Genomic DNA, 21,200 nt, shown 5'->3' with positions numbered 1-21,200 from the left:
GCTCCGCTTAATTTGATTTGCCTTTGATAGGAATGAAATACTGCACACCAAGCATCGTCTGCCAGTTCTTGCGCGAGGCTTTGTTGTCATGAAACGGCATGACCAGCAAGGACGTGCTCACGTCAAGATAGACTTTTCGCTGATAGAGGTTGAAACCCGCGCCACCGCCGCCGCTAATGCCGGAAAGACTCTCTTCTTCCTTGTAATCAACTCCCGGCGACACTGTGTTTGTGGAAACACCGAGTTGAAGATAGGGCCAAACGGATGCGGGAGTCTTCTTTGCCAACAGGAGATTCAGTCCAAATCCAGTCAGTGAACCACCCGGTATGGTCAATGTTGGCTCGTTTGGGAAATCAATGTCCTCTTCCACGTCTGCCTGAGATGTGCTCCTGAAGAAGAGCTGGCCGTGCAGCGGCCCGACAATGTTCCCTCGGACTGATACTCCGAAAACCGGTCCGGCACCAACATCCTCTTGTATTACGGGCATGTCATACCCCCCGTGAATCCCGACACCAAGAGGATAGGCACCAAATCCTGGCAGGACAAATCCAGCAATCAAAACCAAAGTTCCAAGCAGTTTCATAGCTTTGCTCCTTTGAATTGCGTTGTTTCTACCGCAATTTACGAACACCTTGTCGGATAGTCAACGGATACCCCCCCTTTTCTTCAGAATTGTTCAAATATGAGCAAGTTGTTTTGTTCGGTAAGGTTCCCTAAATTGAATCTATCAGAATTCAAGGAGACCGTAATGCGAACGCTTGCTTCTTTTCTTTTTCTTGCACTGTCAATCCCTGTCTGGGCCGACCCGGGTGACACAACCGTGGTTGTTACTTTCGCTCAAAGACTCCAGAACTTCGGTGCCGGCGGCCGGGACGTCGTGGAGGTTTTTGAATTCCCCGGTTGGGATGTTGAGTTCAGTGAGATCTACATGGTGTATCGCTTGGATTGTCCAAGTTCACCGGGCGATTGCGACCCCTGGGACAGAACAGCCCGCCTGTTTGTCCAACGTCCGCTAACAGATTCGACTCACGAAGATATTGAAATTGCTCGTGTTATTACACCGTATGATATCACAGGCGGAGGAGGCCCGGGACACTGCGAATGGACATTCGACATGCTTGATTATCAATCCCTGCTCAGAGGCCAGGTCACTCTTCACAGCTTTGTGGATACGTGGGTTGGTGGAAATCAAGGCTGGTTGGTAACTTGCACCTTTTACTTCGTCGAAAACCCCCTTCAGCTACGTCCTATTGCAGTCGAGCAGCTCTGGAACTTCGGCGGGCTGGTGTACGGAGACCCCGCCGATCCTGTCGAGAATCACCTTGACATCTCCTTTGTGCCGATACCTGCGCAAGCCGAATTTGCAACGGTCCGCATCTGGACTACCGGTCACGGGCAGGGAAACACTCATAATGCTGCCGAGTTCTCTCAAAAAACTCACGGGGTGTGGATTGGTACCGACCATTTCGAACACCTCCTGTGGAGAAATGACTGCTCTGTCAATGCTTGCAGCCCGCAAGGCGGAACATGGCAGTTTAACCGTGCCGGGTGGTGCCCGGGGGACCGGGTGTATCCGTGGGATATTCCGTTTGTCGAAGTCGTACCCGGACAAACTATAGATGTTTGGCCAACTATCGAAGCTTACGAAAACCTTTGCCGCCCGACCAATCCTGAATGTGTTTCCGGAGTCACCTGCCCGGATTGCAATTACAACAGCACCGGTCACACACAACCCGTTTACATCACCAGCGGTCAAGTTATCTTCTGGACAACTCAAACGGTATCAGCCGAAGAGCAGCCTGATTTGGTTCCTGCCAATGCCGTGCTCCACCAGAACTACCCGAACCCGTTCAATCCCGAAACGACCATCTCATTCTCGCTTGCAAAAACGGGGAATGCGAGAGTAGATATCTTTGACGTCAACGGACGTCTTGTACAAACGCTGTTGGATCGGGAGATAAGTCGGGGTCAGCACAAGCTTCGTTTCGATGGAAGCGGATTGTCGAGCGGAGTCTATTTCACCCGATTGATGACACAAGGAGAGCAATTCACGAACAAGATGTTGCTGCTGAAGTAAGCCCGATGCAAGAATCGAAGAGCCCGGTATTCACCGGGCTCTTTCCTTTGCTCATCGGGTAAGTCTTGGCTTGTCTTTGTGCCTGCCAGCCAGCACATAGGGTTGAAATGCTTCAATAACAAAGTGTTTCCATACACCATCAACAATCGTCGCCCATTCTGTGTCAATGGCACCACTCAGCTGCACAGTAACTTTAACTTGGGTGCTGTCTTGCTGCGGCGTGAACTCATATGTTACAACGTGCGTCAATGCCTTTCCGGTTAGTCCGAGTGGCCCATCAAACCGAATCATGTTCGGTCGGTTACAGAGAATAACCGTTGCATGAAGAGCTCCATTCCCTTCATCATCAAATTCCTCTATGAACCTGCCTCCCACCCAAGGCTCAATTCTGAGACTCTTGGGATTCTCGCTAAAATGATGATCCCACCACGGCAAGATGTCACCGGTCATCGCGTCGAAGATTTCGTCCGGGCTTCCCGGCAAAGTCGTGACGTGCGTCGAAGTGAATCCGCCCTGCGGGTTAGTCGTAAGTTCGGCGAAGGAAGCGTGTGCCGCCAACAGCATCAAAACAAGCAAAGCTCTTTTCATCTAATCCTCCATTATGGTAATCTACTCCGCGTAGCTCTGTTTATCTCCCACCCCACTCCGAATCCACTGATTCGCAACGATTCATGCCAGTCAAACCGCGACTTGCGTTTGATGGGCTGCGGGTGCCGCAGAGTCTTTATCCGTCCATCTTTGAGAGTAACACCCCACTCAAGACCTGCAAGCTTTCTCACTTGCTTCGGCCCAAGCCGTTCGACAAGCCAAGACTCAAATCGGAATCCGCTGTCAAGGGTTGGTCTATCCAATAGCCAGAACTTCCCGTCCCTGAAAATCTCAGCTTGAAGTTCCCGATTCACAAGATCTGCTTCAGAATAGTAGGCAGGATCTTCGTCTTCTCCTTTTGCACCGGGCAGTCCCGAACCGCCACTTTGGGGGTCAATTCGTGGATACCCGGGACGATCCTCCCGTTCAGCCAATTGCCACCATTCAATCGAACTTGAATTGCGCGTGCCGGAATCGGGTTCGAAGGCCAGGCGAAGTGTTCCATCCAACCCCAAGGGTCGAACTTCAATATGCCCAAGGGTTTCACCACGTGAATCTACGATCGCAAGTCTATATTCCCCAGCGACTTCAAGTAACGTTGGCGGGGACTCTCCCAGAGTCATAATTAATGAAATAAATACTGCAGAAACAGCAACTTGAAATAGTATGCTCGATGTCTCTTGTTTGGCAGCGAAAGAGGTGTGACTTTGTTCCATAAACTACAAGATAAATAACTAAGTCTTTAGTTGCACGTATCTTGACTTTGTAAAATGATGTTGACATTAACGCGTTTATTTTTTATACTGTGTACCTTTAGTAAACAGCGTTCAGAAAGCCGCCGTGACGATCATTGATCGCAAGCTCAGAGAAAAGCAAGAGATGCGCGCCTCCATCCTCGAGGCTGCTAAGGATCTCTTCGCCGAGGATGGCTTTCAAAATGTCTCAATCCGCAAGATTGCAGAGAAGATAGAATACAGCCCTGCCACTATCTATCTGTATTTTAAGGACAAAGATGCTATCCTCTTTGACCTTCATAATGAAGGTTTTCGTAAACTCTTTACCCGCCAAAGAGATAGAGCAAAAATCAAGGACCCGGTACAAAGACTTAAGAGTCTGTTGGAAGGATACTTGGAGTTCGCGTTGGCTGAGCCAGAGTATTACGATTTGATGTTCATGCTCTTTACTCCGCTGCCCAAAATCATTAAGACGGCGGAATGGAGGTATGGACGACGGGCCTTCAGAATGCTCATGAAAACCGTCGCTGAATGTCAGGCGTTGGGACTTTTCCGAGAGACTCGTACCGAGGCTGCCTCCCTCGGACTTTGGGGCTCCGTCCATGGACTTGCTTCTTTACTGATTCGCCAGCGTGCTTCCATGCTGCCCGAAACTGAGCAAGCCAATTTGGCAAGAGAGGCATTAAGCATGTTTAACAGCAATTTGCTGGCTACTTCTGCGTGAAATTGCTGTTTTCTTAATGAAATTTTCTTATCTTATGATAGTTGGTGAACGGTTAGCAACCGTTGACCCACGGGCCGCCAAGGTTACCCGGCCGCAACGACTCCGTGTCAATCCACTCCAAACCGGGTTTAGGAAGGACACCATGAAGAAGACATTGTTTGCCGTTCTTTGGATCGCCCCCCTGCTGTTCCTTGCAGGTTGTGCCGAGCCCCCCAAGGCTGAAGCTGATGCCGCAAATGCCGCGCTGCAAGCCGCCAAGACTGCCGAAGCTGAGCAGTATGCCGCCCAGGCGTTCCAGGCCGCTCGCGACACCTTGAATGCCGGCTTGGCCGCTGTCAAGGAGCAAGATGGTAAGTTCGCACTGTTCCGCAACTACGACGCCGCCAAGGCGCAATTGGTTAAGGCGACGGAAATGTCGAACCAGGCAGCGTCGGCTGCCGCCGCAGAGAAGGAGCGTCTTAAGAACGAACTGACTACGATGCAAGCTACTTTGACTGCCGCACTCGCCGCCGCCGACACCGCCCTGATGAAGGCTCCCGTTGGCAAGGGAAACAAGGCTGACATCGAGCTCATCAAGAGCGACCTCTCGGCCGCTCGCACTGCCTACGACGCTGCGGTTGCCGAGTTCAATCAGGGCAAGTACCTGTCAGCCCGTACCAAGATGCAGACGGTTCAACAGCGTGTTACCAACATCATGAACGAAATCACCCGCGCCTCCGAAATGGCAAAGGGTGGAAAAAAGAAGTAATTGCGTCGCCGCTACGCGGCCGTAACTTCTGATAATTTTGCAGGGAGCCGCGCCCAACGACGCGGCTCCCTGCACGCTCTAAACTGTTTTTGAATAGCACCATTAGCTTTCGCATCGAATGCTCAGACGACTGATCCTTGTCGCTCCGATTGCCCTTGCCCTGGTATGGCTGGGGTGCGACACACCGCCGCTGGTTGACATGGTGATCGCCGAATCGGCGCTCTCCAATGCGCGCAGCGGTCCTCCCCGCAAATATGCCAAGGAAGAACTTGAGTCCGCAGAGGTCGCGCTGCAGAAGGCCCGTGAAGAAATGGCCTTTCAACAGGGCAGGATGTCGATCATGCGCAATTATGACTCCACGGATACGCTTATTGCATATGCCCGGACACTGACTCAAATTGCGGAAGACTCGGCGAAAGCAAGAAGGGAAATTGCCCTTGCAAATGCCGAGCATGAACTGAAGATTCTGACTGACGATTTGAACAACTGGCGGGAGTCGCTTGATTCAAAACTGACGCTGTATCGCGCTGAGAAGCTGTGGACCCTGGCACAGATGAGCCAGATGAACGCCATGAGTCTGCTCGCGCAGGAAGATATTGAGGGGGCGCTGGATGCCGGGCAGGAGTGCCGTGAACAGCTCGCCGCCCTCCGTATGGCCATCAACAATCACGGCGCGGATGAACTCGAGCGAATTCGTGCCGCCAAGCACTGGGTGGCGAATACCCTTGAAGACAGCCGCCGGAACGGCACGGTCGCTATTATCGTTGATAAAGAAGAGCACCGCCTCCACCTGTTCGATGGCGGAAAGAAGCTGAAGTCCTACAAGGTTGATTTGGGCTTTAATGCGGCCTACCAGAAGATGTTCGCCGGCGACGGGGCAACTCCGGAGGGTCGGTACAAGGTCACGGAAGTGAAGCATTCGAGCCGGTATTACAAAGCTTTGCTGCTGAATTATCCAAACGACGACGACAAAAAGCGTTTTGCCGCAAACAAGAAGAGCGGCAGAATTTCAAAACGAGCCGGAATCGGTAAACTCATTGAAATCCACGGACATGGCGGTCAGAACAAGAATTGGACAGACGGCTGTGTCGCATTGGCGGATCACGATATGCTCGAACTAATGAAATATGCCCGGGTGGGTACACCTGTCACCATCGTACGCAAACTCGAGGGATTGTGATGAAATGGGTCGTACTTAGCGTAATCGCTGTTCTCATCATCGGGACTGCATCCGTTTTCGCCCTGGCGGAGAAGCCTGCGGAGATTCCGCCGCCTGACATGATGTCTCGCTTGGACTCCGTCTTGAATGCCGTTCCCAATGAAAAGAGTATCGCCAAGGAGATCAAGCGGCTCAAAAGGGATCTTGAAAAGTCTCTTCCGAAGGGAAAGTACATTGTCATTGATCCGCATACAAACCATGCCTATCTGCGAACTGCTGATTCCGTGTACTTCAAAGCCGTCTGTTCTACCGGTTCCGGAGGCGAGCTGACTGATCCCAAGACAGGCAAAAAGTGGGTGTTCCACACACCGCAGGGTGTCTTCGCTATCAAGAACAAAATCGTGGAACCGTGGTGGCGCAAACCTGATTGGGCATTTGTGGAGGAAAACGAACCGATTCCGACTAGCAATGCCGATCGGCTGGATCCCAACGTCATGGGTGATTATGCGCTGGGCTTCGGTGACGGGTACTTTATTCACGGAACTCTTTATGAACGGCTCTTGGGCATGTCGGTAAGTCACGGTTGCGTAAGATTGGGGTCGGATGACTTGAAATTCTTCTACGATCGTGTCCCCATCGGAACAGGAGTCTATGTTCTCTAAGTTAACGGGTGTTCAACTGCTGATGCTGTTCTGTGCGGCGCAAGCGGTTTATGCTCAGCCTGACAGTCTGAAGCAGGAGTGGAAGCTGCTTGCCGCGCAAAATGAACTTGTGCAGTCGAACGATCCTTACATCGTCATCGACAAGCGCAGTGAAAGTTTTGTCCTGAAACTCGGCAACGCCGTCGTGTCCACTTTGCACGAAGACTCCGGGACCGCCAAACTGAACATCGCTTCGTTAGCTGACGATTTCTCACCTGATTCTGTCTTTTTGTTCTCAACGGCCGGTATCCGGCTGATCAAGTTTGAACCACGATTTCCTGATTCCCTGCTGAAGATTGTCAGCGAGGCCATGGATATGGATCCATCGCTTCTGCAGCGCGAGATTCCGGTGGCTTTCGAAGTCACGTGGCGAAACGGTCCCACCCTGCTCGTTCACTCAACACCGGAGAATGACCCGGTCGAAGTAAAAGTCCCCTTTCGAGAGAAGCTCGGACTTTGGCTCCAAAGTTTCAAAGGCCACGACAAGTTCTCCATTCAAACGAATCGGGAAGTCGCGCTCACACTTTATCGCACACTTAAGAACGGGGCGCTAACGCTGGTGCTCCGTTAGGCTGACAACTATCCAAACAGAAAACAGGCCGCCCATCGGGCGGCCTGTTCTTATTTGTTGCCGAAGATAACTACTTCAGCAGAAGCATCTTGCGTGTTGCAGTGAAACTGCCGGCGTCGAGACGGTAGAAATAGACACCGCTTGGAAGCGAAGCCGCGTTGAAGCTGACAGTGTGACTTCCAGCTTCCATATTGCCGTTCACAAGGATGGCGACTTCTGCGCCGGTCACCGAGTACACTTTCAACGAAACATTAGCCGAATTCGCCAGAGTGTAGCTGATATTCGTCTCCGGGTTAAACGGATTCGGGTAGTTCTGTGCCAATGCGAACTCGTTGACTGTGCCTGCACCGTACGGCGTGGCATTGACAATCTGCGAATGAACTGAAACTGCGCCATCCAGATCAACTATCGTCAGACGATAGCTGTACGTCGTACCGACTGTGACATTTTCATCGGTGTAGCTGTAGTGTGTCTCCGATGAACTCTCTCCGCGTGCTGCGACCTGGGCTGCCAGCGACCAGCTGTTCATATCCGTCGAACGCTCAAGCAGGAAGTGGCTCGTCGCCTGTTCCGTCGCCGTTGACCAATCAATCCGCACGGCATTCTCAAGTGCCACGGCATCAAACGACGCCATCTCCACCGGCAAAATGTCGTCAATCGTGATGCAGAAACAGCCGGCATAAACATCCTCCGCCGGCGGAATCGCACGGCCTGCGTCCGGCGGCAGACAGAGCACAAGATACCAGTTCATGTCTTCGCCCTGACGGACATCCCAAATGATATCGCCACTGCCGGGAGTACAATCCGGGTTACCGCACTCGACACAGCCATAAACCCAATCGAGACCGGTGATAACGGGATTCGAATACGACGTGACTAGGCGAATCCACAGCTCTTGCGAGCAGCAGCAAAGACTGACACAGTAGGAACCTGCGCCCGAAATTTCACTCGGGCCCCAGACTTCGCAGCAGTAAATCTGAATGTCAAGTGTCTGAGTCGGGTTGCTATCGTCAATGGTGAAGAAACGATTGCCGCCACACTCCCAGTTACAGAACTCTCCGTCGTTACGCTGGAACTTATATTGAACACTGGTATTCGAGCCGCCCGGGAACACGAACGTGCCTTCCCAGATTCCGTCTGCGTCAACGTCGCTCATCGAACCATTTGGATTGCACGTACTCCAACCGAGAAAATCACCCGTGAAGAATACGCCGCCGTCAAACAGATCGGGGTTAACGCAATTCATATCAACTCGGAAGGTCACGGCAACATCCCGTGACGTGCCCGGTTGAATATGCAGGACGAACGGAGGATTGTTTCCGGCCTGATCCTGAGCACCAGTATACGTCGAACCGTCTTCCGCGTCATAAATCTCCACGTAGAACAATTCGTCCTCGCCGCCATTCAAAGCGGCCGCTGGAATATCAGCCCACCATTCGTCGTTGCTTCCGATTTGCACGTTAAACGACATGGGAACCGATGTGTAAGACCCTTCGCTGGCACGTTTGTAGAATAGCGAAGCGCTGATTCCGGCACCCGGTCCGGGGGCTTCAGTAACGCCAGCCTTCCAAACTTGAACATACACTCCGATGTTCTGATTCGGCAAGCGAACTTGGCCACTGGTCGGCCAGATCTGTCCTGCCCAGCCAATGGCAGCCTCTGCCGTGCTAGCCCCAACAAAGGCCAACATCAAACAAATTAACAAATACTTAAACTTTTTCATGGAACTGCTCCACGTCCTTTCATGTTGACAAGTTGTAGCGTTGCAGTATATCTAATATATTTGCATCCTCTCGCGAAGTCAAGGAACTTCAACTTTTCCTTCAATTAATTCTGATTCAAAAAGCGGAGTTTCATATCGGGGTCAGCACCTTTAATATTTTATAAATTAGTACTTTATGACGGGTTCTCGCACCTCAAATTGACTTCCAGAGCATGTCCGTCAAGTCCCATTCTAAAATTAGGAGAGGCATTACCAAAATTGATTGGTTACTATTGACTTTCGATTGACCTGACATTATATTGTGAATAATCAACTAAAACTTATGAATTCACCTTTTTCCGCCACCATGTCCATGAGCTGGCGCTGGCAATTCGGCAGCGTGGCGATTGGTATTGTCTAATTTCGAATAGAAATCTGTAAATTCCAGAGCCACGCTTGAACACGGCGTGGCTTTTGTTTTTCCACCTTATCAAATGAAAACTTATACGATATCCGGCGATCTCCTGACTCCGGTCGCGGCTTTCTTGAAACTTCGAAACCTTGGAAGCGCACCGTTTCTTATGGAAAGCGTCACCGGCGGTGAAAGATTCGGCCGATTCTCCTTTATTGGACTGAATCCAGACGGAGCCATTTCTGCTGAAGCTCCAGGTAAGGCGTCGGCGACGATTCCTTCAATCTCGCAAACTGGCCCCCTTCGTCTGTTGCTGTGCGAGTTCGAACAGAACTGTACTGCCCGACATGAACAACACCTTCCCTTCAACGGAGGATTAATAGGAGTAATCGGGTTCGATTGGATTCATGAACTGGAGCAAATGGACGCAAGCAAGCAGAGCTCAACTCCTCTTGCATGGCTCGGCAACTACGAGCAAATCATTATTTTCGACCACCTCCGGCATGAAGTTATTCTCGCTGAACAAGGCAATTCAAAATCCGCCGTCACTTTGCATGAGATTACCCAAGCGCTCGAGAAACCTGTTCAGGCAGTCAAGCGTTCATTCAAAACAGGGCATCGTTCAAGCAGTTTTGAGCCCGCGGATTTCTGCGCGTCGGTTGACAAACTAAAACATCATATTGTGGCCGGAGATATTTTTCAGGCCGTGCTTTCACAGCGATTTCAGCGTCCTGCTGAAGGAGATGCCTTTGAACTCTATCGTTCGCTCCGGCGCGTGAATCCGTCTCCTTACATGTTCTATCACGAAACTCCCGTCGGCACCTTTATCGGCGCCTCTCCGGAACTGCAAGTCGGTGTGAGTCTGCGCGAGGTTCGCATCAATCCTATTGCCGGCACGCGGCCGAGAGGAGCAAACGAAACTGCCGACAAGCTGCTCGAACACGAACTCGTCTCTGACCCGAAGGAACGGGCTGAACACATGATGCTCGTCGATCTTGCCCGCAACGATCTCGGCCGCGCCTGTGAGTTCGGTTCGGTCGCAGTCAGAGACCTCGCATCGGTTCATCGCTTCAGTCATGTAATGCATCTTGTGAGCGACATCCGCGGCAGATTACGCGATGGGAAATTCACGACGGACGCTCTCGCTGCGTCTTTTCCCGCCGGCACAGTGTCCGGTGCGCCAAAGGTTCGCGCACTGCAGCTCATTCTTGAAAACGAACCCGTCCCCCGTGAATTCTACTCCGGTGCCGCAGGCTTCCTCGGTAGTGACGGCAACGCCGAATTCTGTATCATGTTGCGGACTGCGGTTCTGCGCGACGGAGTGCTCAGTTATCAGGCGGGGGCTGGAATTGTCGCCGACAGCACTCCGGAAAATGAACTGGCCGAAACCGAACACAAGGCAGCTGCAATCGAACGCGCTTTGGCTCAGCTTGAAAAGTCATGATCTTCGTCCTTGACAACTACGATTCGTTCACCTATAACCTCGTGCAGGCAATCGGCAAGCTCGGCGTGCGTGTTGAAGTTGCTCGCAATGACGAAATTACATGCCAGGAATTGCAGGTCATGAATCCCGCAGGGCTTGTTCTTTCGCCCGGACCGGGACGACCGGAAGATGCCGGGAATATGCCGGCAATTCTTGCGGGTTCAATCGGCATTCTTCCGATACTCGGTGTCTGTCTCGGCCACCAGATGATTGGTCTGCATTTCGGTGGCAACGTCGTTTCTGCGCCGGAACTGGTGCACGGGAAATCCACTCGAGTATTTCACGACGGCAGAACCATCTACAAGGGATTGCCTGACCCGTTCGAGGCCGGAAGGTATCATTCTCTGATCGTCGCACAGGAAGGTTTGCCCGCTGAACTGGTCGTTACATCCCGCACGGGAACCGGTGAAATCATGGGTCTGCGCCACAAATCACTGCCCGTCGAAGGTGTACAGTTTCATCCTGAATCCATACTGACTCCCGATGGCGAGCGACTCCTCGCCAACTTCATCGCCATGACTGCGACAAAGTGACTCTCAAAGACTACCTCAAGTATGTCGTACATGGCGGCACTCTGGCGGTTCACGATGCGGAACGCTGCTGCGAGCTGCTCTTCAAAAGCGAGGCCTCGCAGATGGATATCGCAGCTCTCTTGTGCGCCATGCATGCCCGCGGTGAAACTGTTGATGAACTGTGCGGATTTCTCTCTACAATGCGCCGTCACATGTCGCGTGTGGATGGTTTCGAGGCAACTGCTGTCGATATGTGCGGCACAGGCGGTGACGGCAGTCACAGCTTCAACCTCTCTACGGCTGCTTCACTGGTTGCTGCCGCCTGCGGAGTAACAGTTGCCAAGCATGGCAACCGTGCGGTTTCCTCTAAATCCGGAAGCGCAGATGTGATTGAGGCGCTTGGCCTGCCGTTCTGTGAGTCTCCGGCACAAGCGGCTTCGCTCCTCGGTGAGCACGGATTTGCGTTCCTGTTCGCACCCAATTTCCATCCTGCAATGAAAAGCGTCGCTCCGGTGCGCAGAGAGCTCGGTGTACGGACGATTTTCAATCTGCTCGGTCCGCTGGCCAACCCTGCGCAAGTTCGCCGGCAGATTATTGGTGTCTATAACCCCATTTGGCTAAGGACGGTTATCGAAACTCTTGCGCGTTCCGGCTCCGATTGGGTGATTGCCTGTCATTCCGAAGGCGGACTCGACGAAATTTCACTATGCGGAACAACGTACTACTGTATGCTGAAAGACGGCGGCATTTCAGAAGGAAAATGGACTCCCGCAGACTGGGGCCTTATTCCATCCCAAGTTGAAGTAGTAGATGGCAGCTCTGCAGCAAACAATGCGGTACGACTTCGCGATATCGCCAACGGGCGCGAACCCGACCTGCGCGAGTGGATTGTCGCGAATTGTGCCCCTGCACTTTGGATATCCGGACTGGCTGAGGACTTGCGCGACGCCGTGGTCATCGCCCGCAGATGTATTGTAAACGGTCAATTCGCGGAATTTCTTGCAAGAGTCGGCTGCGCATGAATCTCCTGCATGCAATTCTTGACAAACGTCTCAAGGCACGTGTCATATCGCGTTCAACCGCAGACTTGCGCGCCGTCTGCAGGGATACTCCACCGGCCAGAGACTTCTTCGGTGCGCTGTCCTGCACGAACCTCCCCGCTGTCATCGCGGAAATAAAGTTTCGCTCGCCAAGTGCAGGTATCCTGCGAGCTGACCACGATGTGGAGTTCGTCGCGCATAGCTATGAGAAAAATGGAGCCGCTGCCCTTTCCGTGCTGACCGAGAAAGGCTCGTTCTGCGGCGATCTGTCATACATTGACCGTGCGAAATCTGCCGCCGCGCTGCCTGTCTTGCGCAAGGATTTTCTCTGGGATGAATATGACATTCTTGAATCCCGGGCTGCCGGGGCTGATGCCGTTCTTATCATTGCCAAACTCTTGTCTGAAGGTCAAATTGAGAATCTCTGCGGGCTTGCTTCGGAAGTCGGCCTGTCCGTCCTTTTGGAGCTCCACGATGAATCGGACCTTGTCAAGTCGGACAAGGTGACCAACGTAATTCTCGGTGTCAATCATCGCGACCTTGATACATTGGAAATCAATCTGGACTTAAGTGCCCGGCTCTTCCCGCTCATGAATGGAATCAAGGTTGCCGAAAGCGGCCTGCGAAGCAGGGAGGATTTGCTCCTCATGCGTTCGCGAGGTGCGGACGCGGTACTTATCGGAACATCCTTTATGTGTCACTCCGATCCCGGCGCTGCACTCGCGCGCTGCTTGAAATGAATACCTGGATAAAATTCTGCGGCCTCTGCCGCCCGGAAGATTTCGCCTACGCGGTCGAATTGGGAGTTAATGCTGCGGGTGTCGTGTGTGTTCCAAACACGCCGCGCTTCCTCGACCTGGAAGAACTCCGTGCCCTGTCACGGCTTCCTCGCGGAAACACAAAGTTCGTGCTCGTCTTTCAGGATGCATCCGCTGAATTCGTGAAGGTGTGCATTGATATCGCTGAGCCCGATGTCTTGCAGTTTCATGGTACCGAATCCGCTTTCTTTTGCCTGACTTTCGGAATTCCCTACATCAAAGCGACCCGCGACGGTAGGCACATCACCGCTCTGCTTGACCACACTCAAGCACGCGCAATTCTGATTGACATCCCTGAACTCATGCGGCCGATTCAGTCGCTTCAAATAAAGAACCCGATTGTCCTCGCAGGTCAACTGTCACCGGCAAATGTCTTGTCGGTTATCAACCGGCACAAACCGTTCGGCGTGGACGTATCCCGAGGTATCGAGCTCGAACCCCGAAAGAAAGACCACCTGCTCATGACTCAATTTGTATCCGCCGTGCGCGGGATGACAGAAAAATGATTTACAATGTCCCGGACTCGAACGGCTTCTTCGGCGAATATGGCGGTCAGTTCATCCCTGAAACACTTGTAGCACCGTGCCGCGAGCTTGTTCGCGAATTTCGCGCTGCCGCTCTCGATCCCGGCTTTCATCAGCAACTCTCGTGGCACCTTCACGATTTCGCCGGCCGCCCGACTCCGCTCTACCCCGCTGAACGATTGAGCGACAGCCTTGGCTTTCAAGTATTTCTGAAGCGCGAAGACCTCGTTCATACCGGCGCCCATAAACTCAATAACGCTCTCGGTCAGGCGTTGCTCGCGCTTCGAATCGGCAAACAGCGAATCGTCGCTGAAACAGGAGCCGGACAGCACGGAGTGGCAACCGCCACTGTCTGCGCGCGGTTCGGACTTGATTGTGTCGTGTACATGGGGGCTCGTGATATCGAACGTCAAGCTCCAAACGTTGCCAGAATGAAAATGCTCGGTGCGGAGGTCAAACCCGTTTACTCCGGAACACAGACCTTAAAGGATGCCACAAGCGATGCCATCCGCGACTGGGTGACAAATGTGCGCGATACGTTCTATCTCATCGGCAGTGTCGTCGGTCCGCACCCCTACCCGCTTATGGTTCGTGAATTTCAAAAAGTCATTGGCGAAGAAACGCGTGTGCAATGTGCCGAGCGAGGCATCCTGCCGCGGACTCTCATTGCCTGTGTCGGCGGCGGCAGCAACGCGATTGGCTTATTCTATCCGTTTCTTGATGAACCGTCAATAAAACTCATCGGAGTTGAGGCCGGAGGCGAAGGAGACGACTCCGCATGTCATGCCGCCGCGTTGACCCGCGGGACTCCCGGAGTGCTTCACGGCTCCCGCACCTACGTCCTGCAGAACATCGACGGACAGATTCTTGAAGCACATTCTGTTTCAGCGGGACTTGACTACCCCGGAACCGGACCGGAGCATAGCTACCTGTTTGACATCGGAAGAGTAACCTACGTGCGCGCAAGTGATACGGAAGCGTTAGCCGCGGCAAAAAATCTCGCCCGGCTTGAAGGCATCATTCCTGCACTCGAATCCGCGCACGCGCTCGCCTGCTTGCACACACTGAAAGACGAAGGTGTTCCTGCGCCGGTGATTGTCTGTCTGTCCGGCCGCGGTGACAAAGACATGGGGACCTATGGCAAGCAAGTGTGACCTCAGTTCTTTCATTCGCCAATGTCGCCACAAAAAACGTAAACTGTTGGCGATATATCTCACCTGCGGCTTTCCGAATCGTGAATGGACTGTGCCTCTCGCGCAATCGATTTTCGATGCCGGTGCTGATATCATTGAGCTTGGCATGCCCTTTTCCGACCCGCTTGCGGATGGACCAGTAATCCAAGCCGCTTCGCAATCTGCTCTTGAAAACGGTATCACACTTGACAACTACTTCGCCATAGCCGCCGAGATTTCAACTCTCGGTCCGACGCTCTTCATGGGATATCTGAACAGCGTCATTGCGATTCCGAGATTTCTCGACTGTGCGCAGCAGGCCAACCTTTGCGGTTTGATTATACCGGATTGGCCGGTCGCGGGGGAAAGTTTCTCGCGTCTTGAGATTTTCGCTGCCCATCAGAATCTGCCGCGCATCCCTTTCATTGCCCCGACCACAACTCCCGAACGAATGCAGGCCGTGGATGATTTGGACGCGCCTTTCGTTTATGCTGTTGCGGTTACCGGTGTCACCGGATCCCGGGCCGGAGTCGGAGCTCAAGCATCTGACTATTTGAAGTCCGTTAAACGAAGTCTTAGATCTCCACTCCTTGCCGGTTTCGGTATTTCCAGCCCCAGGGATGCCGCTCAAATTGCCGAAATTACGGACGGAGTCATCATCGGCAGCGCGATACTTGAAGGCATCCGCGCCGCGAACAGCGTTGACGAAGCGCAGGAGTTTGTACATCAATTCATTACCAGAATCAGACATGAACTTGACAAAACCAAGCACCTATAGGAGCTTTCCCGCGTGCTGATTATCATGAACCGCGATGCGACTGCGGAGCAAATCCGCAATGTCGTTGCCTTTATCGAGTCGCTTGGATTACGCGCACATGAAATTCCCGGAGAGTCCCGGACTGCCATCGGTATCACCGGCAACGACGGGCCCTTACCTGCCGCGCAGTTCGAAGAGTTGCCCGGAGTTGTGCAGGCTGTTCGCGTCACAAAGTCCTTCAAACTGGTCTCACGCGAAACCAAGCCTGAAGATACCGTTGTTCAAGTAGGTGACGTACGCGTCGGCGGGACCGAAATCGCTATAATCGCCGGACCATGCTCCGTCGAGTCCCGGGAACAAATCTTCAAGTCCGCCGAGCAAGTTCGCAAAGCTGGCGCAAGGATGCTCCGCGGCGGTGCATTCAAACCCCGCACCTCACCCTATTCCTTCCGCGGCCTTGGAATCCAGGCTCTTCAGTGGATACGCGATGCCGGCCGCGAATTCAGCCTGCCTGTTGTCTCCGAAGTTGTGGACAACGAATCTTGCGAGCTTGCCTTGCCCTTCGTTGACATGCTGCAGGTGGGTGCGCGAAACATGCAGAATTTCTCACTCCTGGAAATCGTCGCTCGCAGCGGCAAGCCCGTCCTGCTCAAGCGTGGACCTGCCGCCTCACTCGATGAATTGCTGAATGCGGCGGAATACGTTCTTTCCACTGGTAACTACAATGTCATCCTGTGCGAACGAGGCATCCGCGGCTTCTCCGATTTCGCGCGCAATACGCTCGACCTGAACATCGTCCCCGCTGTGAAAGAAATTTCGCACCTGCCCATCATCGTAGACCCGTCTCACGGTACGGGTCACCGGAAAATGGTCTCTCCCCTTGCGCGAGCGGCCATTGCCGTCGGCGCAGACGGCCTCATCGTGGAGGTTCACCCCGACCCGGACCATGCTCTCTCGGACGGATACCAATCCCTCTACCCCACGCAACTGCACGGCCTGATCGACAGTCTCCGGCAAATTGCCCCCGCCGTCGGAAGGACTTTGAGCCCCGCCTAACTTTCGTAAACTCTATACAGAACATGGATAAACAAGTCTTTGTTTGACCTGACTTCCGAGTCTTGTTTATGGAGGGAGATTTCATTATCTTTAGGGTCTATGGAACTATCCGGCATCCAAAATCGTTCATCTATTTGATCCCGGGAGCGGCGCCGATGAAATTCAATTCTCGCAAGATAAACTCGAAAGCCTCTATGAAAGCACTCTTTTCTCTCGCTCTGGCAACGTTTATGCTCGCATCCATCGGGTGCGGTCAATCCGGTGAAAAAGCCGCTGCCGCAAAAGTGGACGATGCCAAGAAACTGAATTTCACTTACAAGACTACCGCGGGCGAAGTCGTGGACGCGCGCCAGTTCTACGGCAAAGTCGTAATTCTCGATATCTGGGACACGTGGTGCGGTCCGTGCCGCAAAGGCATTCCCCACTTCATCGACCTCTACAGTCAGTACAAGGGACAGGTCGAAGTGGTCGGCCTTGCCTTTGGCCGTGAAGGTGCCCAAAAGGTTCAGCAATTCTCCGAGCAAATGAAGATTAACTACCCGGTCGGCATCTTCAGCGAAGAAGCATCCAAAATCTTTGGCAGCCCGCGCTCAATCCCAACCTGCTTTATCATTGGCAAGGATGGCGAAATTGTCGAAACCGTCGTCGGATATCGTCCCAAGGAGTTTTTCGAACAGAAAATCCAAAGCCTGCTTTAATCTGACTTAATTCCCTGCTCTTATTCATACGTTAATTCTGGAGTTTCCAGCTATGTCGAATACTGCTGCCAACGCAGTTCTGAAAGTTACTGACCAGTCTTTTCAGGATGCCGTTAAAGCGAATAAGCTCCTGGTCGTTGATTGCTATGCGGATTGGTGCGGACCCTGCCGCATGATCGCGCCGCTCGTCGAAGATCTTGCCAACGAATATTCAGGCCGTGTCGCCTTCGCTAAGGTCGATGTGGATCAGGCGCCAAACGTTAGCCGTCAATATCATATCAGCTCAATCCCCACCCTCCTGTTTTTCAAAAACGGCGAAATGGTGGACCGGCAGGTCGGCGCTCTGCCGAAGCATGCTCTGCAGTCAAGGGTCGAATCCCTGCTCGCAAACTGAGCCAAGTGTCTTTGATTACAATTTAGCCCCGTGAAAACACGGGGCTATTTTTTGAAATCTTTCCGTTCCTGAACAACTCACAAGGAGTCGAATGTCAAACAAGAAAATCATTGCTGTCATGGGGGCTACCGGCGCACAGGGTGGAGGCCTTGTACGTGCCATTGCCGCCAATCCCGAATCGGGATTCGTCGCCCGCGCAATCACACGCGATGTCACGTCCGAAAAAGCCAAAGCCCTATCCGCATTGGGCGTTGAAGTCGTTGCTGCGAACATTGACGACGTTGAATCCCTGAAAAAGGCCTTCGCAGGCGCCCACGGCGTATTCGGGGTTACCTTCTTCTGGGATCACTTCGACCCCGTGAAAGAAACCGGTCAAGCCAAAAACATGGCTGATGCCGCGAAAGCTGCCGGAGTCAAACACTTCGTCTGGTCTTCTCTGGAAGACACCCGGAATTTCCTTTCGTTGGAAAGCACGTCGATGCCGACTCTGCATGGCAAGTACAAGGTTCCCCATTTTGACAGCAAGGGTGAGGTTGACCCCTATTTCGCGCAAATCGGTCTGCCCACCACCATCTTGTGGACAAGCTTCTATTGGGAAAACCTCATCTATTTCGGAATGGGGCCGCAGAAAATACCTGACGGCAGCCTCGCGTTGGTGATTCCCATGGGGGACAAAAAGCTCCCCGGTATCGCCGCCGAAGACATTGGCAAGTGTGCCTTCGGTATCTTCAAAAAGGGAGATGAACTGATCGGCAAGACCGTTGCTGTCGCCGGAGAACATCTCACCGGAAAGCAGATGGCTGACGGCCTTAGCGCCGCAACCGGAAAGCAAATCGCACACGTCAGCGTTCCCTTCGATGTCTATCGCGGCTTCGGCTTCCCCGGTGCTGAAGATGTCGGCAACATGTTCCAGTTCAAGTATGACTTCCAGGAGCAATTTGTCGGAGTACGTGATTTGGATTTTGCGAGAAAACTGAATCCGGAACTCAAGTCATATTCAGCATGGTTGAAGGAAAACGCCTCAAAAGTACCCTTTCCTGAATAATCGCGCTTCACGGCATGCAAAAGCCCCGGAAAGTTCCGGGGCTTTTTGATTCTCTGTACTAAATAACTACTCGCGCACTGCTTTGACCCGGAAGAATTGTACGGAATCAACCGCTGCCAATACCAGTTCGTTCGCAGTTATAGTCGTGTAAACGGGCGGCCAAACGTCTGTCTCGCCGGACGAATAAACATGATACGCATTTGCACCAAAGGTGTTATTCCACCTGAGGCGTATACTGTCGTTTTCTGCAGTGATGGTCAGCACAGGCTGCTCAAGCGGACCGATAATCTCACTCAGAAACCAGTCCGCATTCTCAGGTGTTATCTGAACATGATCTTGATTCTGCACCGGATAATACACTGCGTCGAATGGCGTCAACTCACTGATGTTACTGACACTGTCAATATTGAAGAACGGATTGCTTGTGTTCAAGTCAAGCGCGCTTACCGAGGGAATGAAGCAATGTGATGGGTGCAGTGCCTGGATGTCTCCGTACGGCGCTGCTGTCGAATCCAGTTCAGCCATTGTGGCCGTCAACCCTCCGGGTGCGTTGTCCCACGGCAGACAGGGTGCGATGAAAACGTTTCGTGATTCGTCAGGCAAAGGCCAGATAACGTCTATCAATCCTTGCAGAACTCTCGTGTTGATCGAGTCGCTTACCGCCCACACATTCCCCCGGATATCAACAAGAAAACTATCGTATTGCCACCGCAGAATCTGTGCACCATCAACAAATCCACTGTTCTGCATCGTACCGCTTCCATTGATGACCGAAACAAGTCGAGGCAGCTGCGGATAGTCTCCCAATGACTGCAAATTATTCTGGAATGCGGCAAATAGCGGGTCGGCGTTGGCAATTCCGCTTGACGATGATGATAGATGATACAGCAACAGCTGACGCGGCGCCGGTGTCAGCAAGGCGTCCCGCGCGGCGGCCGCTTCCGCCGACTCTCCAGAAAAAAAGTCAGCCCAATACTGGATTCCTATCGGAATATTCGCCCCATTCTGCGGAGAATCCACAGAGATAAACGTCTCGACATTATGCGGCAAACTATTCGCTTCCATATACGTCAACGCGTATCGCGTCGTCACGCCGCCAAGGCTTGTCCCCGCTATCACCAGAGGATAAACACCGCCCGTCGCCGAATTTACTTCTTCAATCAACTCCTGCACCAGATAGGCATTGTCCCGTATATCAATCGTGGAATTCCCGTAATTCAGCACCACCGCGTCATACCCGATGCTCAGCAGCGTTTCAATCATCAGCTCCTGATTCATCAGGTCATACAGTTCATCCCAATTCAGACTATTGTCCAAATCCAGACCTTCGACCAATACCACCGGACGTGTCAGCATCGTGTGCCCCGGGGCATAGAGTATGTACGCTTCACCGGTTGCAGGAGACCCCCCCGTGCTGTGACTCGCGGTCAAGCTCCAAGTCTCTGATGGCGGCGGAGCATCTAAATGACGTACTCTAAAACGGCTTCGTCCAAGCAGCACCCGGCCGTCACGCGTCTCAATCCTCGACTGAATAGTCTTGCTTCCCGTTTCGTTGTATGAGACGGACATTTTCCCGTCTTTAGGCACATCTCGGAAACCCAGGCCGTCATCGAAATCAAACTGGATGCGAAGCACCTCGCTCATGTTCGTGAACACTTCGTTCAAATCAAACGAGAAGATTACATCCCGCCCCTGATACGTCCAGTCATGCAGCGTTGTCAGCGCAAAGACGGTCTCTTGTCTGAGTAGCTCGCTCTGAACTCCGGTTACTTTGCCGTCCGAGTAACCAATCACTGCGTCTCTCTCACCTGTCACACGGGCGCGCTGATAGTCAAACAAAAGCAATGCAAGCGGATGTTCGCCATTCCTCTGTGCGTTTTGTCTCTGTTGCAGAACCTCTCGATAATCAGGAATCCCTGTCTCCGTCAACGAGGCTCGCTTCAATTCATAGGCAATCTGTTGCCACGTCGAGAAATCCGCGGACTCCGAATTTTCCGTACCGTCAAATCGCTCTATGCCGGAAAGCGGAACCACCAGGTCATACAGAATTCCTGTCGGAACCGGGTCTTTCTCTTGCGCAACCCTGAACAACTGCAACTGGTCCCTCAACTCCTCGCGGGACGGAGCCGCGGCGTTTGCATTCGCCGCCATGACCAGTCCCATTAACAAACAAATGTATATACTGCGCATAACTCGTGCTCTCCTCATTGTCCTGTTCATCCCTAAAGATAACGCCAATCAACACGTATTGCAACTCCGAATGACCTCAAAATCAAAAAGCCCCC

22 protein-coding genes are annotated in these 21,200 nt (G+C 52.7%); 17 read left to right on the top strand and 5 right to left on the bottom strand.

All coding sequences use genetic code 11. The annotated features are described in order from the left end of the window. Positions 1-7 precede the first annotated feature (7 nt). The gene (locus tag HUU59_03700) at positions 8-583 is read right to left on the bottom strand and encodes a hypothetical protein (protein ID NUO18531.1); all 576 of its coding nucleotides are present in this window, start codon (positions 581-583) and stop codon (positions 8-10) included. A 165-nt stretch (positions 584-748) separates the two neighbouring features. On the opposite strand from HUU59_03700, the gene HUU59_03695 reads away from it, so the two are divergent. Continuing rightward, positions 749-2,077: a T9SS type A sorting domain-containing protein gene (locus HUU59_03695; GenBank protein NUO18530.1), complete on the top strand. Its 1,329-nt coding sequence runs from the start codon at positions 749-751 to the stop codon at positions 2,075-2,077. 51 nt (positions 2,078-2,128) lie between these two features. Here the strand turns inward: HUU59_03695 and HUU59_03690 are convergent, their stop codons facing one another. Together HUU59_03690 and HUU59_03685 are read right to left on the bottom strand one after the other, a co-directional pair. Beyond that, a complete protein-coding gene (locus tag HUU59_03690) occupies positions 2,129-2,665 on the bottom strand; it encodes an SRPBCC domain-containing protein (GenBank protein ID NUO18529.1) in 537 nt (178 codons plus the stop codon). An 11-nt stretch (positions 2,666-2,676) separates the two neighbouring features. Next, complete coding sequence (locus HUU59_03685; protein NUO18528.1) at positions 2,677-3,288, bottom strand: hypothetical protein; 612 nt, start codon at positions 3,286-3,288, stop codon at positions 2,677-2,679. Positions 3,289-3,505: 217 nt separating this feature from the next. Here HUU59_03685 and HUU59_03680 point away from each other — a divergent pair, with 217 nt between their 5' ends. The 5 genes from HUU59_03680 (at position 3,506) to HUU59_03660 (ending at position 7,302) form a co-directional block, all read left to right on the top strand. Next, positions 3,506-4,123 (top strand): TetR/AcrR family transcriptional regulator, encoded by a 618-nt coding sequence (locus HUU59_03680; protein ID NUO18527.1) that lies wholly within the window; start codon positions 3,506-3,508, stop codon positions 4,121-4,123. A gap of 142 nt (positions 4,124-4,265) precedes the next feature. Further along, positions 4,266-4,871, top strand: a complete 606-nt coding sequence (locus HUU59_03675; protein ID NUO18526.1) for a hypothetical protein — start codon at positions 4,266-4,268, stop codon at positions 4,869-4,871. A gap of 118 nt (positions 4,872-4,989) precedes the next feature. After that, positions 4,990-6,051, top strand: a complete 1,062-nt coding sequence (locus tag HUU59_03670; protein NUO18525.1) for a L,D-transpeptidase family protein — start codon at positions 4,990-4,992, stop codon at positions 6,049-6,051. After that, positions 6,048-6,692: a L,D-transpeptidase gene (locus tag HUU59_03665; protein NUO18524.1), complete on the top strand. Its 645-nt coding sequence runs from the start codon at positions 6,048-6,050 to the stop codon at positions 6,690-6,692. The genes HUU59_03670 and HUU59_03665 overlap by 4 nt, the downstream gene beginning before the upstream one ends. Then, positions 6,682-7,302 carry a hypothetical protein gene (locus HUU59_03660; GenBank protein ID NUO18523.1) on the top strand — a complete coding sequence of 207 codons (621 nt, stop codon included), beginning with the start codon at positions 6,682-6,684 and terminating at the stop codon, positions 7,300-7,302. Before HUU59_03665 ends, HUU59_03660 begins: the two co-directional genes overlap by 11 nt. Before the next feature lie 70 nt (positions 7,303-7,372). Here HUU59_03660 and HUU59_03655 read toward each other — a convergent pair whose 3' ends face one another. Beyond that, positions 7,373-9,025 carry a T9SS type A sorting domain-containing protein gene (locus HUU59_03655; protein ID NUO18522.1) on the bottom strand — a complete coding sequence of 551 codons (1,653 nt, stop codon included), beginning with the start codon at positions 9,023-9,025 and terminating at the stop codon, positions 7,373-7,375. Positions 9,026-9,498: 473 nt separating this feature from the next. Between HUU59_03655 and HUU59_03650 the strand changes: the two genes are divergently transcribed. The 11 genes from HUU59_03650 to HUU59_03600 all read left to right on the top strand — a co-directional run bounded on the left by HUU59_03650 (position 9,499) and on the right by HUU59_03600 (position 18,915). After that, complete coding sequence (locus HUU59_03650; protein NUO18521.1) at positions 9,499-10,860, top strand: anthranilate synthase component I family protein; 1,362 nt, start codon at positions 9,499-9,501, stop codon at positions 10,858-10,860. Further along, a complete protein-coding gene (locus HUU59_03645) occupies positions 10,857-11,432 on the top strand; it encodes an aminodeoxychorismate/anthranilate synthase component II (GenBank protein ID NUO18520.1) in 576 nt (191 codons plus the stop codon). Before HUU59_03650 ends, HUU59_03645 begins: the two co-directional genes overlap by 4 nt. Continuing rightward, on the top strand, positions 11,429-12,433 hold the full coding sequence (gene trpD, locus HUU59_03640; protein NUO18519.1) for an anthranilate phosphoribosyltransferase: 1,005 nt from the start codon (positions 11,429-11,431) through the stop codon (positions 12,431-12,433). The genes HUU59_03645 and trpD overlap by 4 nt, the downstream gene beginning before the upstream one ends. Beyond that, positions 12,430-13,191: an indole-3-glycerol-phosphate synthase gene (locus HUU59_03635; GenBank protein NUO18518.1), complete on the top strand. Its 762-nt coding sequence runs from the start codon at positions 12,430-12,432 to the stop codon at positions 13,189-13,191. The genes trpD and HUU59_03635 overlap by 4 nt, the downstream gene beginning before the upstream one ends. Then, the gene (locus HUU59_03630) at positions 13,188-13,775 is read left to right on the top strand and encodes a phosphoribosylanthranilate isomerase (GenBank protein ID NUO18517.1); all 588 of its coding nucleotides are present in this window, start codon (positions 13,188-13,190) and stop codon (positions 13,773-13,775) included. Before HUU59_03635 ends, HUU59_03630 begins: the two co-directional genes overlap by 4 nt. Further along, positions 13,772-14,947: a tryptophan synthase subunit beta gene (gene trpB, locus HUU59_03625; GenBank protein NUO18516.1), complete on the top strand. Its 1,176-nt coding sequence runs from the start codon at positions 13,772-13,774 to the stop codon at positions 14,945-14,947. The genes HUU59_03630 and trpB overlap by 4 nt, the downstream gene beginning before the upstream one ends. A 46-nt stretch (positions 14,948-14,993) precedes the next feature. Then, on the top strand, positions 14,994-15,743 hold the full coding sequence (gene trpA, locus HUU59_03620; GenBank protein NUO18515.1) for a tryptophan synthase subunit alpha: 750 nt from the start codon (positions 14,994-14,996) through the stop codon (positions 15,741-15,743). A gap of 12 nt (positions 15,744-15,755) precedes the next feature. After that, positions 15,756-16,778 (top strand): 3-deoxy-7-phosphoheptulonate synthase, encoded by a 1,023-nt coding sequence (gene aroF / locus HUU59_03615; GenBank protein ID NUO18514.1) that lies wholly within the window; start codon positions 15,756-15,758, stop codon positions 16,776-16,778. A gap of 194 nt (positions 16,779-16,972) precedes the next feature. Further along, positions 16,973-17,476, top strand: a complete 504-nt coding sequence (locus tag HUU59_03610; protein NUO18513.1) for a TlpA family protein disulfide reductase — start codon at positions 16,973-16,975, stop codon at positions 17,474-17,476. Positions 17,477-17,528: 52 nt separating this feature from the next. Then, positions 17,529-17,870, top strand: a complete 342-nt coding sequence (gene trxA, locus HUU59_03605; GenBank protein NUO18512.1) for a thioredoxin — start codon at positions 17,529-17,531, stop codon at positions 17,868-17,870. Between the two features lie 91 nt (positions 17,871-17,961). After that, the gene (locus tag HUU59_03600; GenBank protein ID NUO18511.1) at positions 17,962-18,915 is read left to right on the top strand and encodes an NmrA/HSCARG family protein; all 954 of its coding nucleotides are present in this window, start codon (positions 17,962-17,964) and stop codon (positions 18,913-18,915) included. Between the two features lie 66 nt (positions 18,916-18,981). Here HUU59_03600 and HUU59_03595 read toward each other — a convergent pair whose 3' ends face one another. Continuing rightward, positions 18,982-21,105, bottom strand: coding sequence for a hypothetical protein (locus HUU59_03595; GenBank protein NUO18510.1), 2,124 nt, complete (start codon positions 21,103-21,105; stop codon positions 18,982-18,984). Between the last annotated feature and the right edge of the window lie 95 nt (positions 21,106-21,200).

This window comes from bacterium, assembly GCA_013360195.1.
In the GTDB taxonomy this organism is placed as follows: domain Bacteria; phylum Electryoneota; class RPQS01; order RPQS01; family RPQS01; genus JABWCQ01.
This window is presented reverse-complemented; position numbering and strand designations above follow the sequence as displayed.